Origin of the sequence: Rubritalea squalenifaciens DSM 18772 (assembly GCF_900141815.1) — a bacterium.
Lineage (GTDB): Bacteria > Verrucomicrobiota > Verrucomicrobiia > Verrucomicrobiales > Akkermansiaceae > Rubritalea > Rubritalea squalenifaciens.
In genome coordinates this window covers 383,159-402,330 of the sequence record NZ_FQYR01000002.1, presented here as the reverse complement: position 1 = coordinate 402,330, position 19,172 = coordinate 383,159, and the positions used below count along the sequence as shown (strand labels likewise).

The 19,172-nt window shown below is 52.7% G+C and carries 18 protein-coding genes; 13 read left to right on the top strand and 5 right to left on the bottom strand.

The features are described from left to right. Positions 1-46 precede the first annotated feature (46 nt). Positions 47-1,510: a tetratricopeptide repeat-containing sulfotransferase family protein gene (locus tag BUB27_RS19210; RefSeq protein ID WP_327289311.1), complete on the top strand. Its 1,464-nt coding sequence runs from the start codon at positions 47-49 to the stop codon at positions 1,508-1,510. A gap of 1,068 nt (positions 1,511-2,578) precedes the next feature. On the opposite strand, the gene BUB27_RS01855 is transcribed toward BUB27_RS19210, so the two are convergent. Beyond that, the gene (locus BUB27_RS01855) at positions 2,579-3,550 is read right to left on the bottom strand and encodes an alpha/beta hydrolase family protein (RefSeq protein ID WP_234991651.1); all 972 of its coding nucleotides are present in this window, start codon (positions 3,548-3,550) and stop codon (positions 2,579-2,581) included. Positions 3,551-3,759: 209 nt separating this feature from the next. Here BUB27_RS01855 and BUB27_RS01850 point away from each other — a divergent pair, with 209 nt between their 5' ends. Together BUB27_RS01850 and BUB27_RS01845 are read left to right on the top strand one after the other, a co-directional pair. Then, positions 3,760-4,662, top strand: coding sequence for an AraC family transcriptional regulator (locus tag BUB27_RS01850; protein WP_143157839.1), 903 nt, complete (start codon positions 3,760-3,762; stop codon positions 4,660-4,662). Positions 4,663-5,291: 629 nt separating this feature from the next. Next, positions 5,292-5,810 carry a hypothetical protein gene (locus BUB27_RS01845; protein ID WP_143157838.1) on the top strand — a complete coding sequence of 173 codons (519 nt, stop codon included), beginning with the start codon at positions 5,292-5,294 and terminating at the stop codon, positions 5,808-5,810. On the opposite strand, the gene BUB27_RS01840 is transcribed toward BUB27_RS01845, so the two are convergent. Both BUB27_RS01840 and BUB27_RS01835 read right to left on the bottom strand, forming a co-directional pair. Further along, the gene (locus tag BUB27_RS01840) at positions 5,807-6,034 is read right to left on the bottom strand and encodes a hypothetical protein (protein ID WP_159434733.1); all 228 of its coding nucleotides are present in this window, start codon (positions 6,032-6,034) and stop codon (positions 5,807-5,809) included. The genes BUB27_RS01845 and BUB27_RS01840 overlap by 4 nt on opposite strands. A 275-nt stretch (positions 6,035-6,309) precedes the next feature. After that, positions 6,310-6,714 (bottom strand): hypothetical protein, encoded by a 405-nt coding sequence (locus tag BUB27_RS01835; RefSeq protein WP_143157836.1) that lies wholly within the window; start codon positions 6,712-6,714, stop codon positions 6,310-6,312. 501 nt (positions 6,715-7,215) lie between these two features. On the opposite strand from BUB27_RS01835, the gene BUB27_RS01830 reads away from it, so the two are divergent. From BUB27_RS01830 to BUB27_RS01800, 7 genes are all read left to right on the top strand, one after another. After that, positions 7,216-7,629, top strand: coding sequence for a hypothetical protein (locus BUB27_RS01830; RefSeq protein WP_143157835.1), 414 nt, complete (start codon positions 7,216-7,218; stop codon positions 7,627-7,629). 515 nt (positions 7,630-8,144) lie between these two features. After that, complete coding sequence (locus BUB27_RS01825) at positions 8,145-8,453, top strand: hypothetical protein (protein WP_143157834.1); 309 nt, start codon at positions 8,145-8,147, stop codon at positions 8,451-8,453. Positions 8,454-8,624: 171 nt separating this feature from the next. Then, a complete protein-coding gene (locus tag BUB27_RS01820; RefSeq protein ID WP_143157833.1) occupies positions 8,625-8,921 on the top strand; it encodes a hypothetical protein in 297 nt (98 codons plus the stop codon). A gap of 14 nt (positions 8,922-8,935) precedes the next feature. Beyond that, a complete protein-coding gene (locus BUB27_RS01815; protein ID WP_143157832.1) occupies positions 8,936-9,595 on the top strand; it encodes a DMP19 family protein in 660 nt (219 codons plus the stop codon). Between the two features lie 75 nt (positions 9,596-9,670). Next, the gene (locus BUB27_RS01810) at positions 9,671-10,135 is read left to right on the top strand and encodes a hypothetical protein (RefSeq protein WP_143157831.1); all 465 of its coding nucleotides are present in this window, start codon (positions 9,671-9,673) and stop codon (positions 10,133-10,135) included. Positions 10,136-10,150: 15 nt separating this feature from the next. Further along, complete coding sequence (locus BUB27_RS01805; protein WP_143157830.1) at positions 10,151-10,504, top strand: hypothetical protein; 354 nt, start codon at positions 10,151-10,153, stop codon at positions 10,502-10,504. 18 nt (positions 10,505-10,522) lie between these two features. Then, positions 10,523-11,191, top strand: coding sequence for a hypothetical protein (locus tag BUB27_RS01800; RefSeq protein ID WP_143157829.1), 669 nt, complete (start codon positions 10,523-10,525; stop codon positions 11,189-11,191). Positions 11,192-12,064: 873 nt separating this feature from the next. On the opposite strand, the gene BUB27_RS01795 is transcribed toward BUB27_RS01800, so the two are convergent. After that, positions 12,065-12,649 carry a hypothetical protein gene (locus BUB27_RS01795; protein WP_143157828.1) on the bottom strand — a complete coding sequence of 195 codons (585 nt, stop codon included), beginning with the start codon at positions 12,647-12,649 and terminating at the stop codon, positions 12,065-12,067. Positions 12,650-13,127: 478 nt separating this feature from the next. Further along, positions 13,128-13,514 (bottom strand): hypothetical protein, encoded by a 387-nt coding sequence (locus tag BUB27_RS01790; RefSeq protein ID WP_159434732.1) that lies wholly within the window; start codon positions 13,512-13,514, stop codon positions 13,128-13,130. A gap of 511 nt (positions 13,515-14,025) precedes the next feature. Between BUB27_RS01790 and BUB27_RS01785 the strand changes: the two genes are divergently transcribed. From BUB27_RS01785 to BUB27_RS01775, 3 genes are all read left to right on the top strand, one after another. Further along, positions 14,026-14,565, top strand: coding sequence for a hypothetical protein (locus BUB27_RS01785; protein WP_143157826.1), 540 nt, complete (start codon positions 14,026-14,028; stop codon positions 14,563-14,565). A gap of 101 nt (positions 14,566-14,666) precedes the next feature. After that, entirely contained in the window at positions 14,667-17,618 is a 2,952-nt protein-coding gene (locus BUB27_RS01780; protein WP_143157825.1) for an ATP-binding protein, read from the top strand. Positions 17,619-17,623: 5 nt separating this feature from the next. Next, positions 17,624-19,171 carry a response regulator receiver domain gene (locus BUB27_RS01775; RefSeq protein WP_143157824.1) on the top strand — a complete coding sequence of 516 codons (1,548 nt, stop codon included), beginning with the start codon at positions 17,624-17,626 and terminating at the stop codon, positions 19,169-19,171. Position 19,172 lies beyond the last annotated feature (1 nt).

Below are 19,172 nucleotides of genomic sequence, written 5' to 3'. Positions count from 1 at the left end.
TAACAGAATTTTCACAGCACATTTTCATCACCAAGAACACACTTTCATGAGCGCCGAACCCAAAGCCCCCTCAGGATCCCAAAAGAAGAACCCTAACGCCTGGATGGAATACGCCGCCATACTCGCCAAGGCCGGCTACACCAAGCAAGTCCAGATCGCCCTCGGCAAGGCGCTGCCGCTCGTCCCCGCCGCCATGCGCAGCCAGTTCCACTGCCAGAGCGGCCGCATCTACCGCCTATCCTGGCAGCTGGACCACGCCCTCGCCAGCTTCAGCAAGGCGCTCAAGGACCCCCAGCACAAAGTCCACGCCCTCACTGGCCTGGCTGAGTGCTACGAGCGCCGCAGCCAGCTGGACAAAGCCGCCGAGCTGCTAGAAGGCATCCCCACCCAGCCAGACGGCAGCCTGGTCCACGCCCGCATCCTGCGCCGCCTCGGCCGCGTGGAGGAAGCCGAGAAATTGTTAGGCACCATCCCCGCCCAGGGCCCCCGCATCCCGGAGTCCCTCACCGCCCGCGTTTGGCACGAGCGCTACCTGCTCGCCGACCAATCAGGAGACTACCCGCTAGCCTGGAGCCACCTGGAGCAGTGCAAGCAGACCATCCGCCAGTCCTGGCAGGGGCCCCAGCTCGCCGCCATGCTCACCCAGCGGCGCCACGCCATGGCCGTCATGCTGGCCACCCTGCAGCAGCTCCAGCCAGAGACCGTGGAGCGCTGGATCAGTGAGAACGCCGCGCTCGGCCAGCCCCCGCACGGCTTCATCCTGGGCCTGCCGCGCTCCGGCACCACCCTCGTGGAAAAGCTCCTCTCCCAGCAGGCAGACATCGTCACCACGGATGAGCGGGACACCCTCGCCCGCACCGTCTTCGAGCCCCTCTCCACCCGCATCACCACCACCGCAGATCCGCAGGCGGATGCCGCCCACTTCCTCAGCACCCTGGACTCCCTCAGCCCCGCCTTCATCAAGAGCGGCACCAAGCACTACTACCAGGAGCTCGACAAACAGCTCCCCCAGAAAACCGCCGGCCGCCCCGTGCTGGACAAGAACCCCGGCTACTCGGAATCCGCCCTCCTCATCGCCCGGCTCTGCCCCGGCGCCCGCATCATCTACCCGCAGCGCGATCCCCGCGCCGTCTTCTCCTCCATCTGGGCACTCTTCCCCGAGCAGCCCAGCGAGATCAGCATCTTCTGGCTGCAGCAGGACACCCTCGCCGAGTGGATGAACCACACCCGCCAGGTCTGGCAGCACCTCCGCCGCCTCCTCCCCGCCAGCCTCTGGACCGAAGTCCACTACGAGGACCTCGTCACCCGACCGCAGGAAGAAGCCACCCGCCTGTCCACCTTCCTAGGTCTCCCCTCTAACAAACCCGCCAAAGCCAGCCCGCAGATCGAGCGCAGCCCCAGCTACGCGGAAATCTCCCAAGCCCCCCACCAGCACTCCATCGAAAAATGGAAACACTACGCCACCCAGCTCGCACCCGGCCTGGAGCGGCTGGCGGAGGGAGAAGGATAAAGGAGAAAGGAACAAGCCCGGCTAGTTGAAACTTGTTCTACCACCCCTCCGGGGTGGTTTTGTTAGGAGGACCTGATTCCCGGGGTTGCGCTCCCGCTGGTCGCTGACCCCGCGCTCTGCTCCCTCATCCCTACGGGATGTTTCCTGCTTGATGGCACCCTCTACGATGGAACTTACGCGACCCGCGTTGGGGTAGGCCCCTGCGGGGCATTACTGATTACAAATTACTGATTACTGATAGCATCCCTACGGGATGTTTCCTGCTTGATGGTACCCTCTACGATGAAACTTACGCGACCCGCGTTGGGGTAGGCCCCTGCGGGGCATTACTGATTACAAATTACTGATTACTGATAGCATCCCTACGGGATGTTTCCTGCTTGATGGTACCCTCTACGATGAAACTTACGCGACCCGCGTTGGGGTCGTCTTCTTTTTTTGATCCTTTTCCCGGGGTAGCGATCCTTTGGCTCGCAACCGCCGGGCTAAGGTACGGACCCCCCTTGGGGTTCGCCCCTGCGGGTTTGTCAGGGGGCAATGGTGGGTAGGATCCGTAGCAGGTAGGAAGTAGCAAGTAGCGGAAATTTCCCCAAGGAAAATTTCATCCATGCTTTATCTATCCAGTCTGCATGTGTGGCTGATCTCCGGTTTATCCGGAGAGGCTACTTCCTACTCGCTACTGGCTACGGTACCGAACCATCTAAGCGGAAACTCAAGCCCATTGACTCCTGACCTTTGACCCATGACAAGCCCGCAGGGCTTCGTTCCATCTAGCCAGTAATCCATCCCAATCTGAGTAATCTGTGGCTAGAAAAGCTTCATCAGGCCGGGTTTCATCCAGACCGCATTCGTGAGATTCGTGTCATTCGTGGTGGAAATGCTTCATCTCGCTAGGCTTCATCTAGCAGGTATCAGTAATCAGTAATTAGTCATCAGTCATGCCACGCAGGGGCCAGCCTTCTGTCTCTTCCGTGTATTCCGTGGTTAGAAACGCTTCATCTCGCTAGGCTTCATCATGCCGGCATCAGTCATCAGTAATCACCAATCAGTAATGCCCCGCAAGGGACCCTACTTCATGTACCTGTCAAAGAAGGGCAGGATCTTCTCCGGGTGGCGGCCGAAGTAGTTGTAGCCATCCTTGAAGCGGCGGGTCGTGCCCTCGATCCACAGCAGCTCCTTCTCCTCGCTTCCTAACAGGTCAAATGTTTTCTGGGCATCCTCCGGGTTGCGGGTCCAGGCGTCATCCAGCACCTGCAGCATGAGCACAGGCATCTTGACCCCCTCCGCAAAGAGGTGGGGAGTCATCTCCGCAGCCACAAAGGCCCCCATCTTCAGCAGCTCCAGATCGATCAGCTCCTGGTACTGGCTGATCCCCTGCAGCTCTGAGAAGGCATCAAAGATAGCCGCCATGGAGACCACCATCGGGCTGCACATGCACTTCACATTCTCAAACAGCTCAGGCCGGCGGTAGATCGCCTCGTACTGGGAGTTCCCCCCCATGCACTGGCTGTACAAGCCCACCTTCATCTGGCCCAGCTCGGGGTGGCCATCCACATACTTTTTGACCCCTACACAGTCGCGCCACTCCCAGCGGCCGATGCCACTGAGACCGCCATTCGCAGCGCTGCTGTTGCCGTGGTTGCGGATGTCATAGGCCAGCACATTGTAGCCGGCATCCGTGAGGTGCTTCATCTGGATCACGAAGTCGATCTCCACCGCATCAAAGGCGCTCCACGGCAGCCCCAGGTGACCCGGGTAACCGGCGCGGCACATCGGCAAGGCATGGTTGAAAATCACCAGCTTGTCACTCTGGCCACCCTTCGCCGGGATGTACCATCCCTCCAGCGGCGTGCCGTCATCCGAGGGGAAATAAATATCCCTCCAGCCCGTCATGCCATAATCGTCCGGCGTCTTGTGCAGCACACTGCGCAGCGGTTTCACGATGTTCGCCAGGCCCTGCACCTTGGCATAGTCTTCTTCTGAAATTGTCTCAAGCTGCGCCAGAGCCTTCTCCATTCTCTCTTTGGGTATTCTACTCATCGATTTATTTGGGTTCCATGACTGGCGGCCGGCGGGCACACGCTGCCCGAATCGGCCTCCGTCATTCATTATTACACAATACCATCACAGATACGCTTTATAATAGATCATTCATGGTGTATAATTGCCTATTACTCCAGATAAGCGCAAAAGGACTTCACCACAGAACTGCTTAACTTAACATAGCCATCACCGCACCAGAAGAGAAAATGATGTCCCCAGATTCAGAAAGCACCAGCTACGCCAGACGCATCCTGCAGCGCATGGAGGACCCGGCACACCCGCTGCCCGCCATCCCCGGACTCAGCTTCTTCCGCTTCGATGAACCTGCCGAGCCGGAGAGCTACCTGTTAGAGCCCAGCATCTGCTTCATCCTCCAGGGCACCAAGCGCATCCACCTGGGGGAAAATGTCTACAGCTATGATAGCGACCACTTCCTCGTCACCCCCATCGACCTGCCCACCATTGCAGAGATCCAGCGTGCCAGCACAGACCAGCCCTACCTCGGACTGGCCCTGCAGCTCGACCCCAAGCTAGCGCTCCAGTACATCATCCAGGAGAAACTTCCCAGAGCCCCCCTCCCCAGCGATCACGCCGGGCTGGCCACCGCCCCGCTCACCGCCCCCATGCGCAACGCCCTGCACAGGCTGTTAGACCTGATCGACGAGCCAGAGCACATCTCCGCACTCGCTCCACTCATCCAGCAGGAAATCCTCTACCGCGCACTCACCAGCCCCGCAGGCCCCAGCCTGCTGCAGACCATCAGCGGCAGCCAGCGCTCCTATCAGATCGGGCAGGTCATCGAGTCCATCAAAAGCGACCTGTCCCAGTCACTGCGCATCGATGACTTGGCGCGCCAGCACGGCATGAGCCCCTCCACCCTGCACCACCATTTCAAAAGCCTCACCGCCATGAGCCCCCTGCAGTACCAGAAGCACCTCCGGCTCAATGCCGCACGCGGCCTCATGCTCAATCAGGGCATCGATGCCGCCAACGCCGCCTTCCAGGTAGGCTACGAAAGCCCCTCCCAGTTCAGCAGGGAATACAACCGCCTCTTCGGCGCCCCACCCCTCAGAGACATCAAAACCCTCCGCCAAAAAAGCAGCCAGTAGATTTACCCGGCCGGGGAGTTTTCAGTTTTCAGTGGCTAACGTGTAGAACACCCTTTGCGCTGATTCGGTACCGTAGCCAGTAGCGAGTAGGTAGTAGCATCACCGGATAAACCAGTGGGCGCTTGCGCAGACAAATCGGTTAGACACAGCATCAAAGCAATTTCCCCACGGAAATTTCCGCTACCCGCTCCCCCTTGCGGCTGGTTGCTGGCATGTAGAGCACCCTGTGTACTGATTCGATACCGTAGCCAGTAGCGGGTAGGTAGTAGCATCACCAGATAAACCGGTGGGCGCTTGCGCAGACAAATTGCTTAGTCACTGCATCAATGAAATTTCCCCATGGAAATTTCCGCTACCCGCTACTCCCTACCTGCTACGGCCCCTACCCGCCCTCGAACCACGCCGCAGCAAAGAACCCCAACGGGGTTCCATCGTCTAGCCCGGGGTCAGCGACCAGCGGGAGCGCCACCCCGGGAATAGGATAAAAAAACAACACGACCCCAACGCGGGTCGCGTAGGTTCCATCTAGCCGGGTTCTCGATTCTTCATTCTCCTCGCAGGGGCTCCACTACAAACAAGCCCCCCGATTGCAATACCCGCCGGCCTGTCACGCGCCTATCATAGGCAGCATGAAAGGAGACATGGAGTTCAGCACCCAGCTCTGGCACTGGGACGACTCAGGCATCCGGGTCACCACGCTCAAGACCCAGCACACCACCACCATCCCGTGGCAGGAGGTCGCCGGCATCTGCTCCCTTTTCATCCAAAAACATGATGGCAGCAGAATCCGCATCCTGGAGAACCGGAGAAAGGTATCCCGCGATCTCAGCAAGCAACTCGAGCAGAGCCTGAAAACCCACTGTCCGCAAGACTATGTCCGCAATCTTCAGCGCAGCATCCGTGAGCTCCAGCCATGTGTCCACAGCTACCTCCCGCTGAGGCTCTACCTCATCACCCTCCTCCCCTGGTACTGCGTGATGACCCTAGAGAGCCTTGGCATCCTCCCCGCAGGCTACCTCCAGTGCCTGACCCTCCCCACCATCATCTATCTAACATTACTTCTCATCCCGCACCTCCTCATGCTCCATGTCATCTTCCAGACCCATAGAAACAACTTCCAAGAACTAGAACAAATCACCCAGGCCTAAGCGGCCATGAAGCCCTGCTTGATGAAGCGTTTTCCACCACGAATCGCACGAATCTCACAAATGCGGTCTGGATGCAGCCCGGCTAGATGAGTAAGGTTCCACCACCCCTCCGGGGTGGTTTTGTTTTTGGATCCAGTTCCCGGGGTGGCGCTCCCTCTGGTCGCTGACCCCGCGCTACTTTCCATCACCCCTCCGGGGTGAAGCGCCCTCTGGGCGCTTGTCATTGGTCACGAGTCAGGAGTCATTGGGGTTCCATCTAGCTGGTATCAGTAATTAGTCATCACGAATCAGTCATGCTCCGCAGGGGCCGGGTTCCATCTAGCCGGTAATCCATCCCAATCTGTGAAATCTGTGGCTAGAAAAGCTCCATCTAGCCGGGTTCCATCCAAACCGAATTCGTGAGATTCGTGTCATTCGTGGTGGAAATGCTTCATCTCGCTAGGCTTCATCTAGCAGGTATCAGTAATTAGTCATCAGTCATGCCCCGTAGGGGCTCCATTCAGCTGTACCAGAATAGCTCGTTTCCGGGATTTCTTTTCGGCGATACCCACTCGCCGTTCACCCACTTCGCAGAGAAAAGAGTCCCTCCCGCATACAAGGGACCACCATAGAAGCCAGCCCGCACGCTCACCTCCTCCGGCGTACCCTCCACATACATGATGAAGCCCCCCTTGCTCCAGGGCCTGAAAAAGTTATTCCGCCACAAGCCCCACTTCACACTCCGGTCAAAGGCACCCTTATTCCAGCCGCACTCTATCAGCTTCTCCTTCTGCAGCTTGCTCAGCCCCGCCTCGTCCACCACGGTCACGGCATCCGTCACCGGCCACAGGCACCAGCCAAAGTACGCCACCAGCAGACCCAGCAAGCACCTCCGCACCAATCGCATCCGACACTTCTTCTCCATACCCCCATAACGCCCCAGCCCACCCCTTTCTTAGATGCGGCCTATCCAGTCGAGGGTTAGGAGGCATTGGGCCATCTGGCTAGCAGGACAGCCTGTGGGATCATTCGGTACCGTAGCCAGTAGCGGGTAGGTAGTAGCATCACCGGATAAACCGGTGGGCGCTTGCGCAGACAAATCGGTTAGTCACAGCACCAAAGAAATTTCCCCATGGAAATTTCCGCTACCCGCTACTCCCTACCTGCTACGGCCCCTACCCTCCCTCGAACCATGCCACAGCAAAGAACCCCAACGGGGTTCCGTCGTCTAGCCCGGGGTCAGCGACCAGCGGGAGCGCCACCCCGGGAAGAGGATAAAAAAACAACACGACCCCAACGCGGGTCGCGTAGGTTCCATCTAGCCGGGTTCTCGATTCTTCATTCTCCTCGCAGGGGCCAAGAATCATTCCCAACAGATCCCTTTTGGTTTTTCATGCGCATCCAGTCATGGTATCAGGATAAGCTTATGAAATCCCTTATCCTACTGATGCTCATGTGCTGCTGCTCCCTTGCGGGTGATAATTTTAGAGTGGTCACCAAAGATATCGACATAGAGTCTGACGAATGGGGTTCTATTCGTATCGCTTCAGACGTCTTCACGACCTCAGCAAGCACAGCCAGAGTCTATGTATCCATCAACAAGCTATCGAAAGATTTGAAGGGGAAAGCCAAACTTTGTATCCATGGTTATCATATTTTAGGAGCTTCTCACCTTCCCCTTATCACCAAGGAATACGAGTGGGATGGCGTGTTTAACTTCTATGCCCTGAGCGATATTCCGATCGCCTCACCGGAGTACAAAGTTTTCATGAAACTAACAGATGTGAAACCAAAGACTAAATACAAAGTAATCTTTACCATCCTGGAGCTAGACGAATAGCCTACACCTCCCTTCCGGCCCTTGTCATGGGTCAGGAGACATTGGGAGTCTGCTTGATGGCACCCTCTACGATGAAACTTACGCGACCCGCGTTGGGGTCGTGTGTTTTTTCTATCCCTTTCCCGGGGTAGCGACCCTTCGGCTCGCAACCCGCGGGCTAAGCTCCGGAACCCCGTTGGGGTTCGCAAGTGAACATCCCAAAGGGATGGGTTTCATCTTATCGGCCTCTATCCTTTCTCCTCTATCCTTCCCACTCCCCGCAGGGGGTCCATTCGTGAGATTCGTGTCATTCGTGGTGGAAATGCTTCATCTCGCTAGGCTTCATCTAGCAGGTATCAGTAATTAGTAATTAGTCATCAGTCACGCCCCGCAGGGGCCAGCCTTCCGTCTCTTCCGTGCCTTCCGTGGTTAGAAACGCTTCATCATGCAAGGCTTCACCAACTTTCCTGCTGCACTGTCTCCCCTTTTATGTGATGGTCGGGAGTCGTTTGAAGAATGGAAACCCTACACCGCACATGAACCCACCGAGCCGCACTAAAAAGACAATCATCCGGGTGCTCAAAGCCGCCACTGTCCTGCTCCTGATGCTTCTGGCCTTTTGCAGCGGCGTGATCGTAGCTGATTCCCGCTGGGAAAAGCTGGCGGGTGACTACGTCTCGCTCTCCCATGACTTGAACGCAGCCGAGGACGCTGACTTGGTCCAAGTCACAGGCGATCACGGCTACTGCTTCGTGACTGAAAAAGATGAAGTCGTCTACATCTACGCCGGAAGCCTCTCACAAATCGAATTCCCCATCCCACTTTACAGCGAAACCAAAGAATGAAAGCACTATCCATTCTCACCACCGTCTGGGAATGGACCGGCTCCAGCACCAGAAAGAAGTAAGCTCCCTAAGATGGACTTTCAATACAACCACCCCTGCGGTCTGCTAATCCACCGTTACCTGACCATAGAACAGCTCCGCAATTCAACTCTGTCACTTGTGGCAGAGACCATGAATAATGAATTCAGCTGGTACACACTACCAACTGTACAATCCAAAGATCACAGCATCGTATTCAAGCTCTGCTTCCTAGGAAACTCGATCCACAGTATCCTCATCTACGATGCTAGCCCTCGCTTCGGCACATCATGGGGCCAGCACTGTCAGTCCTCAGAGCAAGCACGCGCCCAAAGCACTCTAGATTGGCTAGAGCAGTCTTCTGACGAACAATCCAGAATCATCCCGGCAAACCTCCACTGTGGATACGATGAAAAATCAGGCTTCGGCGCCTGCTCGATTAGATTCTAACTAGGCAAATACCCATGATCGGACCCGTACTCGACATCCCGGAGGAGACCCTGCGCTCCCTGCCGGACACTCTCCCGGGAACACCACCCGTGGACATCACCGCGTCCGATGCACTGCGCCCCGGCGCCACACAAGCCACCAGCTCCACCTTCAAGTTCCAGTGCGGCGAGCAAGTCGTCATACTCCAGACCTTCCCCCGCCTCCACCTAACAACAACCCTCAAAGCCTTGGATGATATGAAAATAGACACAGAAAAATGGTGCAGAGATAAAATGCCATCATTAATTGATCGCGTTTTCAGAGCGGAGCAACCTAACGAGGTTCTTGCTCGCATGCCAGATCGAGATAGAATCCTCTTTTATATAATGATATTTGATACTGAGCTCGGCAGTGGGGGATTGCACGAATATCTGTGTACAATCAATGGTGATGACTTTTACAATGTCATCGAGTCAGCTAAAATTGTTGGTGCTGTATCTCTAGCGTCTTCTCTGGAGGCAGTGGCGCACTATTTCCCGGTAGAAATAATAAAAGGAGATGGTTACGAACGGGCAGACTACGTTTGGACTCTTGCGAAAAACAAAGGTCATTATGTGGTAGATGATTTTATCAAAGTGAACGTTGATGAGAATCTGTATGAGCTTCTTTATAAATATTACCAAAGCTGCCAATAATACCCTCCCACTTCCTAGCCATCAGCATGCACAACTCGATTGTAGCAGAAAAACTAAGATAACAAAAAGCACCTTATGAAAACCGCCGCCACGCTTTGCCTCCTCATCTCCCTGTTCGTCCTGCCTGCGAAGGCACAGAGCCTGCACGCCGTGGAGAACCTGCACGCCAAGTTCCTGGAATTTTGCTCTGACCACAAGGAGTACACCATCAGCTATCGCGGCATCCTCAGCCGTTCGTCCTCTCAGGACGGCATGCGCTGGCTCACCGAGAGCCCCGGCGTCTGGCGCATCAAACGATCCGGCAAACCAGAAATGTTAGACCTAGTCCTTCTCCCGGCTGAGGACAAAACCTCCTTTGTCTACAGCGAGGGTAAAGACAGCCTCTACTTCCGCGCCTACCTCCACGAAGACCCCACCAAACCCATCAGCGGTAAAGAGTTTGAATCCTACATGGGCATGACCTTCCTGGACTTCGCCAAACAACTAAAAAAATGCCCCAACCGATTCCAGAAAACAGCCGAAATCTACAAAGACGAGTAGTGAACGTGCGGCCGCTTGTTATTGGTTAATGCTTATTCGTTATTGGGCCGACTTAATGAAACCCTGCTTGATGGAACATCCGCGACCCACGTTGGGGTCGTGTTCTTTTTTAATCCTATTCCCGGGGTAGCGATCCTTCGGCCCGCAACCGCCGGGCTAACGTACGGAACCCCGTTGGGGTTCTCTAGTGAGCATCCCGAAGGGATGGGTTTCATCATTCCCATTCGTGAGATTCGTGTTATTCGTGGTGGAAAATGCTTCATCGTGCAGGCCCATCAACAATTAACCAATAAACCATTAACAAACGTGCAGGGCTTCCATTCGTGGCAGAAAACCTTTCCTGAAACACTCGACACCCAAGCCACGTAATACTGGTGAACGTGTGCCATGAAAGCTTTCATCCTATTGACGACCGTGTTACTCAGCCCCCTTCTCCTGGCGGAGGATTTCCACTACACCTCCTTTGACCTCAGAAAAGACCTCCCCGTTACCGCGCGGCTCAAGCTTCCTGCAAAGGTATCCAAGATCCATGAACACAAGAAAACAGAGAATAAGGATACCATCACCGCCTCTATTTCAGATGATAGGCTCGGTACTATGGTCGTGGAAATCCTGGACCAGCAGAAGCAGCTCCTATGGTCCGGAGACTTCGGCTACAACCTCAGCGCCACCCCGGGATGCAGCATTTCGATAGAATGCCACCCCAGCCAGCCCTACTTGATCATCCAGTACTACGGCTACAAATGGGACCATCGCAGCCTCCTGCTGAAGCTCGAAACACAGGGAGAAACCACAAAGGTCTTGGCGCATAACAAGCTAGCAAAGGACATCCTGACCTATCTGAAAAAACAACCAGGCTACAGCCCGAAGCACCAATACACCATCTCTCCCCGTACCTTCACCGAGAAAGGCCTCACCCTAGAATGCATACCCCTCGAGCTCCCCGAGGCGAAGCTTCCGCACTCGCTGGCCCAAGGAGAAAGATGGTTCACCGTAACAGCCAAGATAGAAAAAGATTTCACCCTCACACCCACGGAGTCAAAAATCACCCACTAGACGGCCGGCGGCCGTTTGTTATTGGTTAATGGCCCATGCGGGGAGAATTGAGAATCAAGAATTCAGTATCAAGAATCGGGCTAGATGGATCCTTGCTAGATGAAACATACGCGACCCACGTTGGGGTAGGCCCCTGCGGGGAATGACTGATTCGTGATTACTGATTACAGATAGCATCCCTACGGGATGTTTCCTGCTTGATGGCATCCTCTACGATGAAACTTACGCGACCCGCGTTGGGGTCGTGTTGTTATTTTATCCTATTCCCGGGGTAGCGATCCTTCGGCTCGCAACCGCCGGGCTAACGTACGGAACCCCGTTGGGGTTCGCCCCTTCGGGGAGTGAGAAGGATAGAGGAGAAAGGCTGGGTAGTTGCGTAACCTTCCTCCACCTGAGCGTGCGTTATTGGTTAATGGTTATTGGCTAATGGGGTCGGCTTGATGGAGCCCGGCTAGATGAGCAAGGTTCCACCACCCCTCCGGGGTGGTTATTTGTTTGGGACCGAGTTCCCGGGGTGGCGCTCCCTGTGGTCGCTGACCCCGCGCTACCTTCCGTCACCCCTCCGGGGTGAAGCGCCCTCTGGGCGCTTGTCATTGGTCAAGAGTCAGGAGTCATTGGGGTTCCATCTAGCTGGTATCAGTAATTAGTCATCACGAATCAGTCATGCTCCGCAGGGGCCAGGCTCCATCTAGCCAGTAATCCATCCCAATCTGTGAAATCTGTGGCTAGAAAAGCTCCATCTAGCCAGGTTCCATCTAGCCAGCCCTTCTGTCTCTTCCGTGTATTCTGTGGTGAAACAGGTTTCATCTAGCCGGGCTCCATCTAGCTAGCCCAATAACGATTCACCAATAACCATTAACAAGCCCGCAAGGGCTATGGTTCCAGCTTCATGCTCAGCAGGACGATCGCCAGGCTTGGATTCTCCCGTGTCTGCTGCAGTGCGTCCTCCAGTCCGCCTAACATAGTCTTTCCGGAAATTTTCTGCCCCCCAATGGAGTAATGGGTCTCATAGATGACGCTCTCACCTTCCGTCACACGGGACTCTCCGCTTGTATGGGAAGATCCATCATTCACTGCTCCCTCGGGTAGAGCCAGCAAGCTTGTGCCGAGAGTGGTCGACTCACATTTAAAATCATAGTCCAGCGCCAGCCCTTCTTTGGTGGTAATGACCGCTACGGCCCCGCGCTCACTCAGCCCGGAGAATTTCAGCGCACGCTCATCCTTCACCTCGCCGCCCTGCACCAGCATCAGCTTGAACTCACCATCCAGGCTCCGCTCCGGCAGCAACTCGTAGACCATCATACCAATCTCCCCCTCCCCGGAAGCCCGCAGCCCTCCGAACTGATAAGCGTCATACACCCGCATCTCCAGCGGCGCTGCATTCACCTCCGCCTCCTTGTCACACCCGCTCAGCAAAGCCGCTGCCAACAAACTACCGCACCATAGACCCATCTTCATAGCCCGCACCCTATCTTCCCTCCGACCTCTCTAGCAAGACAGAAGCGGCCAGCGGCCGCTTGTTTCTGGCTATTCGATGTGAGGCCTGCCAGCTAGCAGGACACCCTCTGCAATCATTCGGTACCGTAGCCAGTAGCGAGTAGGTAGTAGCATCACCGGATAAACCGGTGGGCGCTTGCGCAGACAAATCGGTTAGTCACAGCACCAAAGAAATTTCCCCTCTGAAATTTCCGCTACCCGCTACTCCCTACCTGCTACGGCCCCTACCCTCCCTCGAACCACGCCGCAGCAAAGAACCCCAACGGGGTTCCATCGTCTAGCCCGGGGTCAGCGACCAGCGGGAGCGCCACCCCGGGAATAGGATAAAAAACAACACGACCCCAACGCGGGTCGCGGAGGTTCCGTCAAGCAGGGTTTCATCTAGCCCGATTCTTGATTCCCGATTCTAGATACAGCATTCTCCCCGCAGGGACCCCACTCAGCTGTACCAGAACAGCTCGTTTCCGGGATTTCTTTTCGGCGATACCCACTTGCCGTTCACCCACTTCGCAGAGAAAAAGATCCCTCCCGCATACAAGGGACCACCATAGAAGCCGGCCCGCACGCTCACCTCCTCCGGCGTACCCTCCACATACATGATGAAGCCCCCCTTGCTCCAGGGCCTGAAAAAGTTATTCCGCCACAGGCCCCACTTCACACTCCGGTTAAAGGCACCCTTGTTCCAGCCGCACTCTATCAGCTTTTCCTTCTGCAGCTTGCTCAGCCCCGCCTCGTCCCACACGGTCACAGCATCCGTCACCGGCCACAGGCACCAGCCAAAGTACGCCGCCAGCAGCCCCAGCAAGCACCTCCGCACCAATCGCATCCGACACTTCTTCTCCATACCCCCATAACGCCCCAGCCCACCCCTTTCTTAGATGCGGCCTATCCAGTCGAGGGTTAGGAGGCATTGGGCCATCTGGCTAGCAGGACAGCCTGTGGGATCATTCGGTACCGTAGCCAGTAGCGAGTAGGTAGTAGCATCACCGGATAAACCGGTGGGCACTTGCGCAGACAAATCGGTTAGACACAGCATCAAAGAAATTTTCCCACGGAAATTTCCGCTACCCGCTACTCCCTACCTGCTACAGCCCCTACCCTTCCTCGACCCACGCCGCAGCAAAGAACCCCAACGGGGTTCCGTCACCCAGCCCGGGGTCAGCGACCAAAAAGGAACGCCACCCCGGGAATAGGATTTAAAAAGAGAATACGACCCCAACGCGGGTCGCGGAGGTTCCGTCTAGCAGGGTTTCATCTAGCCCACATTCGTGAGATTCGTGTTATTCGTGGTGGAAATGCTTCATCAAGCCAGTAATCTGCTCCAATCTGTGTAATCTGTGGTTAGAAAGGTTTCATCAAGCCCGCCCCTTAACCAATCACCCTTAACCAATAACAAAATAGTGGACACCCCCTATCAGCTCGACCCCACCTACCTGGATCTCAGGGAGATGGCACTCTCGCTCACTTCGGAGGATATGGCGGAGCTCGGCTACCAGCCGGTTCTCGCCGTCATCATGGAGCTGAGCATGGCGCAGGGCGTCGCCAGCATCGTCTCCACCGCCGACGGCTCCGCCAGCCTCTACCTCTCCAACGGACGCCTCACACTCGGCCTCGGCGAGCACGAAAAGGTCCGCCACGCCGGCAAGGAATTCCAGGCCGTCGCCTTCATCGCCCTGCAGCACTGCCAGCCCAGCAACAGCTGCCCGCTGCCCCAGCCCGGCTACACCAGCTTCCACATCATCACCCCCGAGGGCAAATTCACCTACACCGCCCCCGAATCCGCCTTCACCCAGAAACGCGACACCCTCAGCCCCCTCTACCTCTTCGGCCAACAACTCCTCACCCAAATGCGCCTGACAGGATCGCTGGATGGGTAGGGGGTATGCGCACTAAATGCTACCACTGGAATCGATTTTATGTATAACGCCATGCGTAGCGTTTATTTTTCTACATAAATCTCATTTACTTCCCATTAACTATGCCCGAACCAGCCACTTTTCGTAGCCGTGCACGTGTTGTTGACCTTTTAGGTAGACAGCAAATTGCAGACGCCCCAACTGCTATGGGGGAGTTGTTCAAAAACGCTCTAGATGCTGCAGCAACTGATGTCAGGGTAAATTTTGACGAAGAAAACCAACTCCTCCAAATCCGCGATAACGGCCTTGGTATGCGCCCCTGTGACGTCAAAGATAAATGGTTGGTTCTCGCCACGGAATCACGCTTCCAACCAGATTCAGAAGATTCTGATAATTGGCTAAAACATGCCACATCTGAACAAAAAGAGTGGCTCAATAAACCAAAATACGGTGAGAAGGGAATTGGACGCTTGTCTATTGCCCTGTTAGGAAGAATGACCTTGCTCTGGACGGTCTGGGGAAAAGGGGTAGATAAAGTTGGCACCTTGTGCTTGGTTCACTGGAATTTATTTCAGCATCCTCACTTACTTTTCGAAGACATCCCCGTCCCAATATTGAAACTACAAGGATCCCCGTCACTGTCTGACTTCGAGTACCTATTCACCACCCTTCAGAAAAACGCAGCTATTCAGGGAATCCTAAAAGATACCGAATGGGATATTTCTCCAGACAAACATCTTTCAAAAGAGCTACAAGAAGACATCAATATTGACTGTACAGCTTTAAGGCAGTTGATCGATTTACCCTGGGAAACAGGCACTAGTTTTATTGTCTTCAATCCCTCTGAACATGTCGAAGAACTGTTTGAAAAAGACAATAATGAAATCAAATCTTGGGAAGATCGCACTGCAGACTGGCTAAAGTCCTACCATGCCTTCTCCACATTCTGGAACCCATTCCACGAGACAAAAGATAGATCTTTCCAAATCCACCCTTCATTAAATGATAAACCACTGGATAAATCATATCGCTATTGGGAGCCTGATGACTTCAAACTTTGCGACCATCATATTAAAATTGAAGTATCCAAAGACGGATTCGCCAAAGGGTTCTTCAAGAACTACAATGACAAAAAAACAACGCCTTACCAAAAGCAGTTAAAGAACTTACCAAAGAGCCATCACTCGCCGGGCAATTTTTTAGTTGAGATAGGCTATATTCAGGGTCAAAAATCCGACTCATTTCTCCCCGAAATAGTACGAAACGAAATGGAGACAAGATTGAAGCATGCTGGCGGCTTTTCGATCTACATGGACAATGTCAGAATTCAACCCTATGGGGCGATAGATTCCGACTTTGCTGGCTTCGAAACTAGGAGGGCCAAAAACGCGGGCCGTTATTATTTCTCCTCCGTTCGTATGTTTGGCGGGGTATTCATTCCTAACAAGACAGCAACAGGCCTGAAGGAAAAAGCTGGACGTGAAGGCTTCGTTAAAAATGGAGCCAGCAGAGGCCTAAGACTGTGGTTGGAAGATTTATTTACTGATCTAGCAGATTCACATTTCGGCAGCAAGTCTGATCGAAAGGACAAAAAAGAAAGGAAAGAGAAGAAGGCCAGAGAAGCAGCTCAAAATAGACTAGCTGAAGAAACCGCAGAATATCTAAAATCCATCAAAATCTATAAAGCTTGGATTAAAGAATTTGAACAAAGAGAAAAAGATCAGGTACGAAAAGGCAGACAACACATTGCTGCTGAAAGAAATGCTGTAGCAGGCACACACATAGATGATTGTGAGGAATCGATCGATAAGTTACGAGAACTAGAAAATGAGCTTCGTGACAGTCCTTGCGATCCACCTGATGGCGCTATTCTAGAAGGAGACATACTCGATGATGTCGATACCTACATCGGCACTAGAGAGAGAATCCTTAATAGGTTAAAGAAAGAAATCACCAATCAAGTAGCCCAACTCGCTCCTTTATTAGAAAGAGCCCGCTCTGAAGAAGATAACATCAAAAATCTATCAGAAAGGCTAAACAGCAAATCAAGCTATATACACAATAGCTTACATAAGGAACTCCAACCTGCTATTGCCAAGGCAAAAACGATTGAGGGTGACATCCAAGATTTTGCGGATAAAGAAATAGCTTTTATCAATAGGATTAGAGATGAGGCGCTGGACGGTTTAACCTTGGAGAAGATTGCTCGGGACAAATCAGGAGAGAGCTCAAAAATTTTTGAAAAGGCAATTCAGCTCCAGACAGATACATACGATGAAGTCGTACTCCCTCGTGTACGACGACTCGTGAATGACTTTGAGCACCTTACAGATAACTCCAGTAAGAGTATTTTGTTAAACGAGCTTTCCAAGAAGATCGAATCACTTCAAGAACGCCTAGACTACCTGACAGAGATTGCCCTGATTGGACTGATTCTTGAGACAGCAACCCACGAATATGAAAATCAAGTCAGCTTGGTCAGAAACTCAATCAGATCGCTTAAAAGAAAACTTCATAATGGAGAGGCAGAAACTCTCGCAGTTTTAGCTGATGCATTTGAAATTATAGATCACAGAATACGTATGTTTGACCCTATTGTCAGAAGAAGATCTCCTAACAGATCTTCACTATCTGGCAAAAGCATTAAAGACTTTATCCTCCACCATGCCAAGCTGACACCTGATATTCACAGCAAAATAGAATTCACCGCAGCATTCTGTGAACTGCAATTGCATAAAGTCAAGACCCCTGTCATTCTCGGTTCTATTTTCAATCTATTTACTAATGCGCTCTACTGGACCAATAAAGGTAACAGCAAAGGAAGAATACGCTTTTCAGTGGTTGGCAATACTATTGTAGTATCCGATGACGGACCAGGTATAACAAAGAATGATAGAGAGCGTATTTTTGACCCAGGATTCTCTAGGCGTCCTTACGGAAGAGGTTTAGGACTGTTCATTGCCAAAGAGGCACTGCGTGGCGCCGACTTCATTCTCGCCTGCTCTCAAGAACCTGAACTGGGAGCCCTTGATGGCGCGAATTTTACCATTACTCCATTTTTAAATAACGACTAGTTAATATGCCCTCAAATACCGTAATCAGAAAACGAGTTATCAAAGAGTTTTGTAAGTCTCTTGTCTGGATTGATGACCAAATACTCCCGGAGTCAGACGATCCTGCATTGAGACTTCAGTACAGAGAATTCTATCACCCTATCTCCAAAGCAATATCTGACGAAGGTATTATTTGTCACCTCAGAGGTTTTCCGTCTATTAGAAGCTTAGAAGAAGATGATTATTCAGAAGAAGAGGATATAGATAACGATATACAGCAATGTTCTAACTTAGCAACTCAAGCTGACATAATTATACTTGATTGGCATTTGGGCTACGAAGACCGCCCTGAACTAGCAGTTAGAATCATTAAAGAAATAGCATCTCTTCGAGGTGCCCGCTTTTTAGTTATTCTGTCTAGAAAAGAGAATCTCACTTCAGAATTTAAAAGTGAATTTCCTGAGTTCGAGCGAAATGGTGATTGGTTCACCAATGGTCAATTAAATGTAGTCCTAAAGCACAAGCAAGATTTTGATGGAGAAGATAATGATGAGCGAGTTCAAAAAGGGCGTCTGCTCCTCGAAGAAATTTTCAACCAGTTGTCCGTGGTTTATCCAGACTACCTACACTGGGCGGCCATAGAGCTTTCCTCTGCAATCAAGCGAAATATCCCCTCTTTATTATCTGCGTTACCTTGTGGCACCGACTTAGGTGTACTCACAGAAAAGCACCATTCACAAGAAGATGTTAGGCACGCAATTTGTGAAAACTTATTGGAGGATTTAAAAGAAACAATTGACCCGGATGCCCTTCATTGCCTCTCTGATGACTTGCTCAAATTAGACGCTTGGGATATCGAATTCAGGACTGGCTTCAACTCGGAGATCTCACAATTGAGAACTGATGCACTAGACTATACACCTCCGGAAGGAGCAGAAGATCTATCTAATCCACACTCAGATTTAGCTAAGTATGCTAATAAGCTCAATCCGTCAGGCGGCAAAGTCAGAGGGATCAGTGACTACAAGAGAATGCTTAATGCTATTAGGACCAATTTTAACTTGGTAAACGGACATCAAAAAATCAACGACTTATGGAATGCTAATTTGATGTTTTCTGAATTTGCTGAAATCAGAAGTAACCCTAGCCCTAATCAAAAGTATAGTCACGGATCAATCATGACCACTAACGCCGCGCAACAAGCCTTTGAAGGCAGAAGAACTCCTCACCCTTCTATCTTCATTTGTATATCTGAAAATTGCGACTGCGCATGGTCTGATCATCTTTTATTTTTAGAGGCAGAACTAGTCAGTTCTCATGGCACTTATGACGACAAGGATGGCTACACCTTCTTGCGGTTCAAAGGAAATGAATATGTGATTAAAACTGGAGCAAAGAACTTGCACAGATTATCATATGCAGAAGGAACTAAGCAGATTGCCGATCATATAATAATAGGAAGAATAAGAGAGTTTATCATCTCACGAATCTCTGGTAGGTATTGGTCACACGCAACTAGAGTTGGTGTCAACCAGCCCATGTTCCTGAGACACGGGCGTACCGAAAGAGGATAGT

What these genes read in the sequence shown, in the direction of transcription:
- BUB27_RS19210 (WP_327289311.1), top strand. Translation starts at nt 47, where the DNA reads ATGAGCGCCGAACCCAAAGCCCCCTCAGGATCCCAAAAGAAGAACCCT.
- BUB27_RS01855 (WP_234991651.1), bottom strand. Translation starts at nt 3,550, where the DNA reads ATGAGTAGAATACCCAAAGAGAGAATGGAGAAGGCTCTGGCGCAGCTT.
- BUB27_RS01850 (WP_143157839.1), top strand. Translation starts at nt 3,760, where the DNA reads ATGATGTCCCCAGATTCAGAAAGCACCAGCTACGCCAGACGCATCCTG.
- BUB27_RS01845 (WP_143157838.1), top strand. Translation starts at nt 5,292, where the DNA reads ATGAAAGGAGACATGGAGTTCAGCACCCAGCTCTGGCACTGGGACGAC.
- BUB27_RS01840 (WP_159434733.1), bottom strand. Translation starts at nt 6,034, where the DNA reads ATGACAAGCGCCCAGAGGGCGCTTCACCCCGGAGGGGTGATGGAAAGT.
- BUB27_RS01835 (WP_143157836.1), bottom strand. Translation starts at nt 6,714, where the DNA reads ATGGAGAAGAAGTGTCGGATGCGATTGGTGCGGAGGTGCTTGCTGGGT.
- BUB27_RS01830 (WP_143157835.1), top strand. Translation starts at nt 7,216, where the DNA reads ATGAAATCCCTTATCCTACTGATGCTCATGTGCTGCTGCTCCCTTGCG.
- BUB27_RS01825 (WP_143157834.1), top strand. Translation starts at nt 8,145, where the DNA reads ATGAACCCACCGAGCCGCACTAAAAAGACAATCATCCGGGTGCTCAAA.
- BUB27_RS01820 (WP_143157833.1), top strand. Translation starts at nt 8,625, where the DNA reads ATGAATAATGAATTCAGCTGGTACACACTACCAACTGTACAATCCAAA.
- BUB27_RS01815 (WP_143157832.1), top strand. Translation starts at nt 8,936, where the DNA reads ATGATCGGACCCGTACTCGACATCCCGGAGGAGACCCTGCGCTCCCTG.
- BUB27_RS01810 (WP_143157831.1), top strand. Translation starts at nt 9,671, where the DNA reads ATGAAAACCGCCGCCACGCTTTGCCTCCTCATCTCCCTGTTCGTCCTG.
- BUB27_RS01800 (WP_143157829.1), top strand. Translation starts at nt 10,523, where the DNA reads ATGAAAGCTTTCATCCTATTGACGACCGTGTTACTCAGCCCCCTTCTC.
- BUB27_RS01795 (WP_143157828.1), bottom strand. Translation starts at nt 12,649, where the DNA reads ATGAAGATGGGTCTATGGTGCGGTAGTTTGTTGGCAGCGGCTTTGCTG.
- BUB27_RS01790 (WP_159434732.1), bottom strand. Translation starts at nt 13,514, where the DNA reads ATGCGATTGGTGCGGAGGTGCTTGCTGGGGCTGCTGGCGGCGTACTTT.
- BUB27_RS01780 (WP_143157825.1), top strand. Translation starts at nt 14,667, where the DNA reads ATGCCCGAACCAGCCACTTTTCGTAGCCGTGCACGTGTTGTTGACCTT.
- BUB27_RS01775 (WP_143157824.1), top strand. Translation starts at nt 17,624, where the DNA reads ATGCCCTCAAATACCGTAATCAGAAAACGAGTTATCAAAGAGTTTTGT.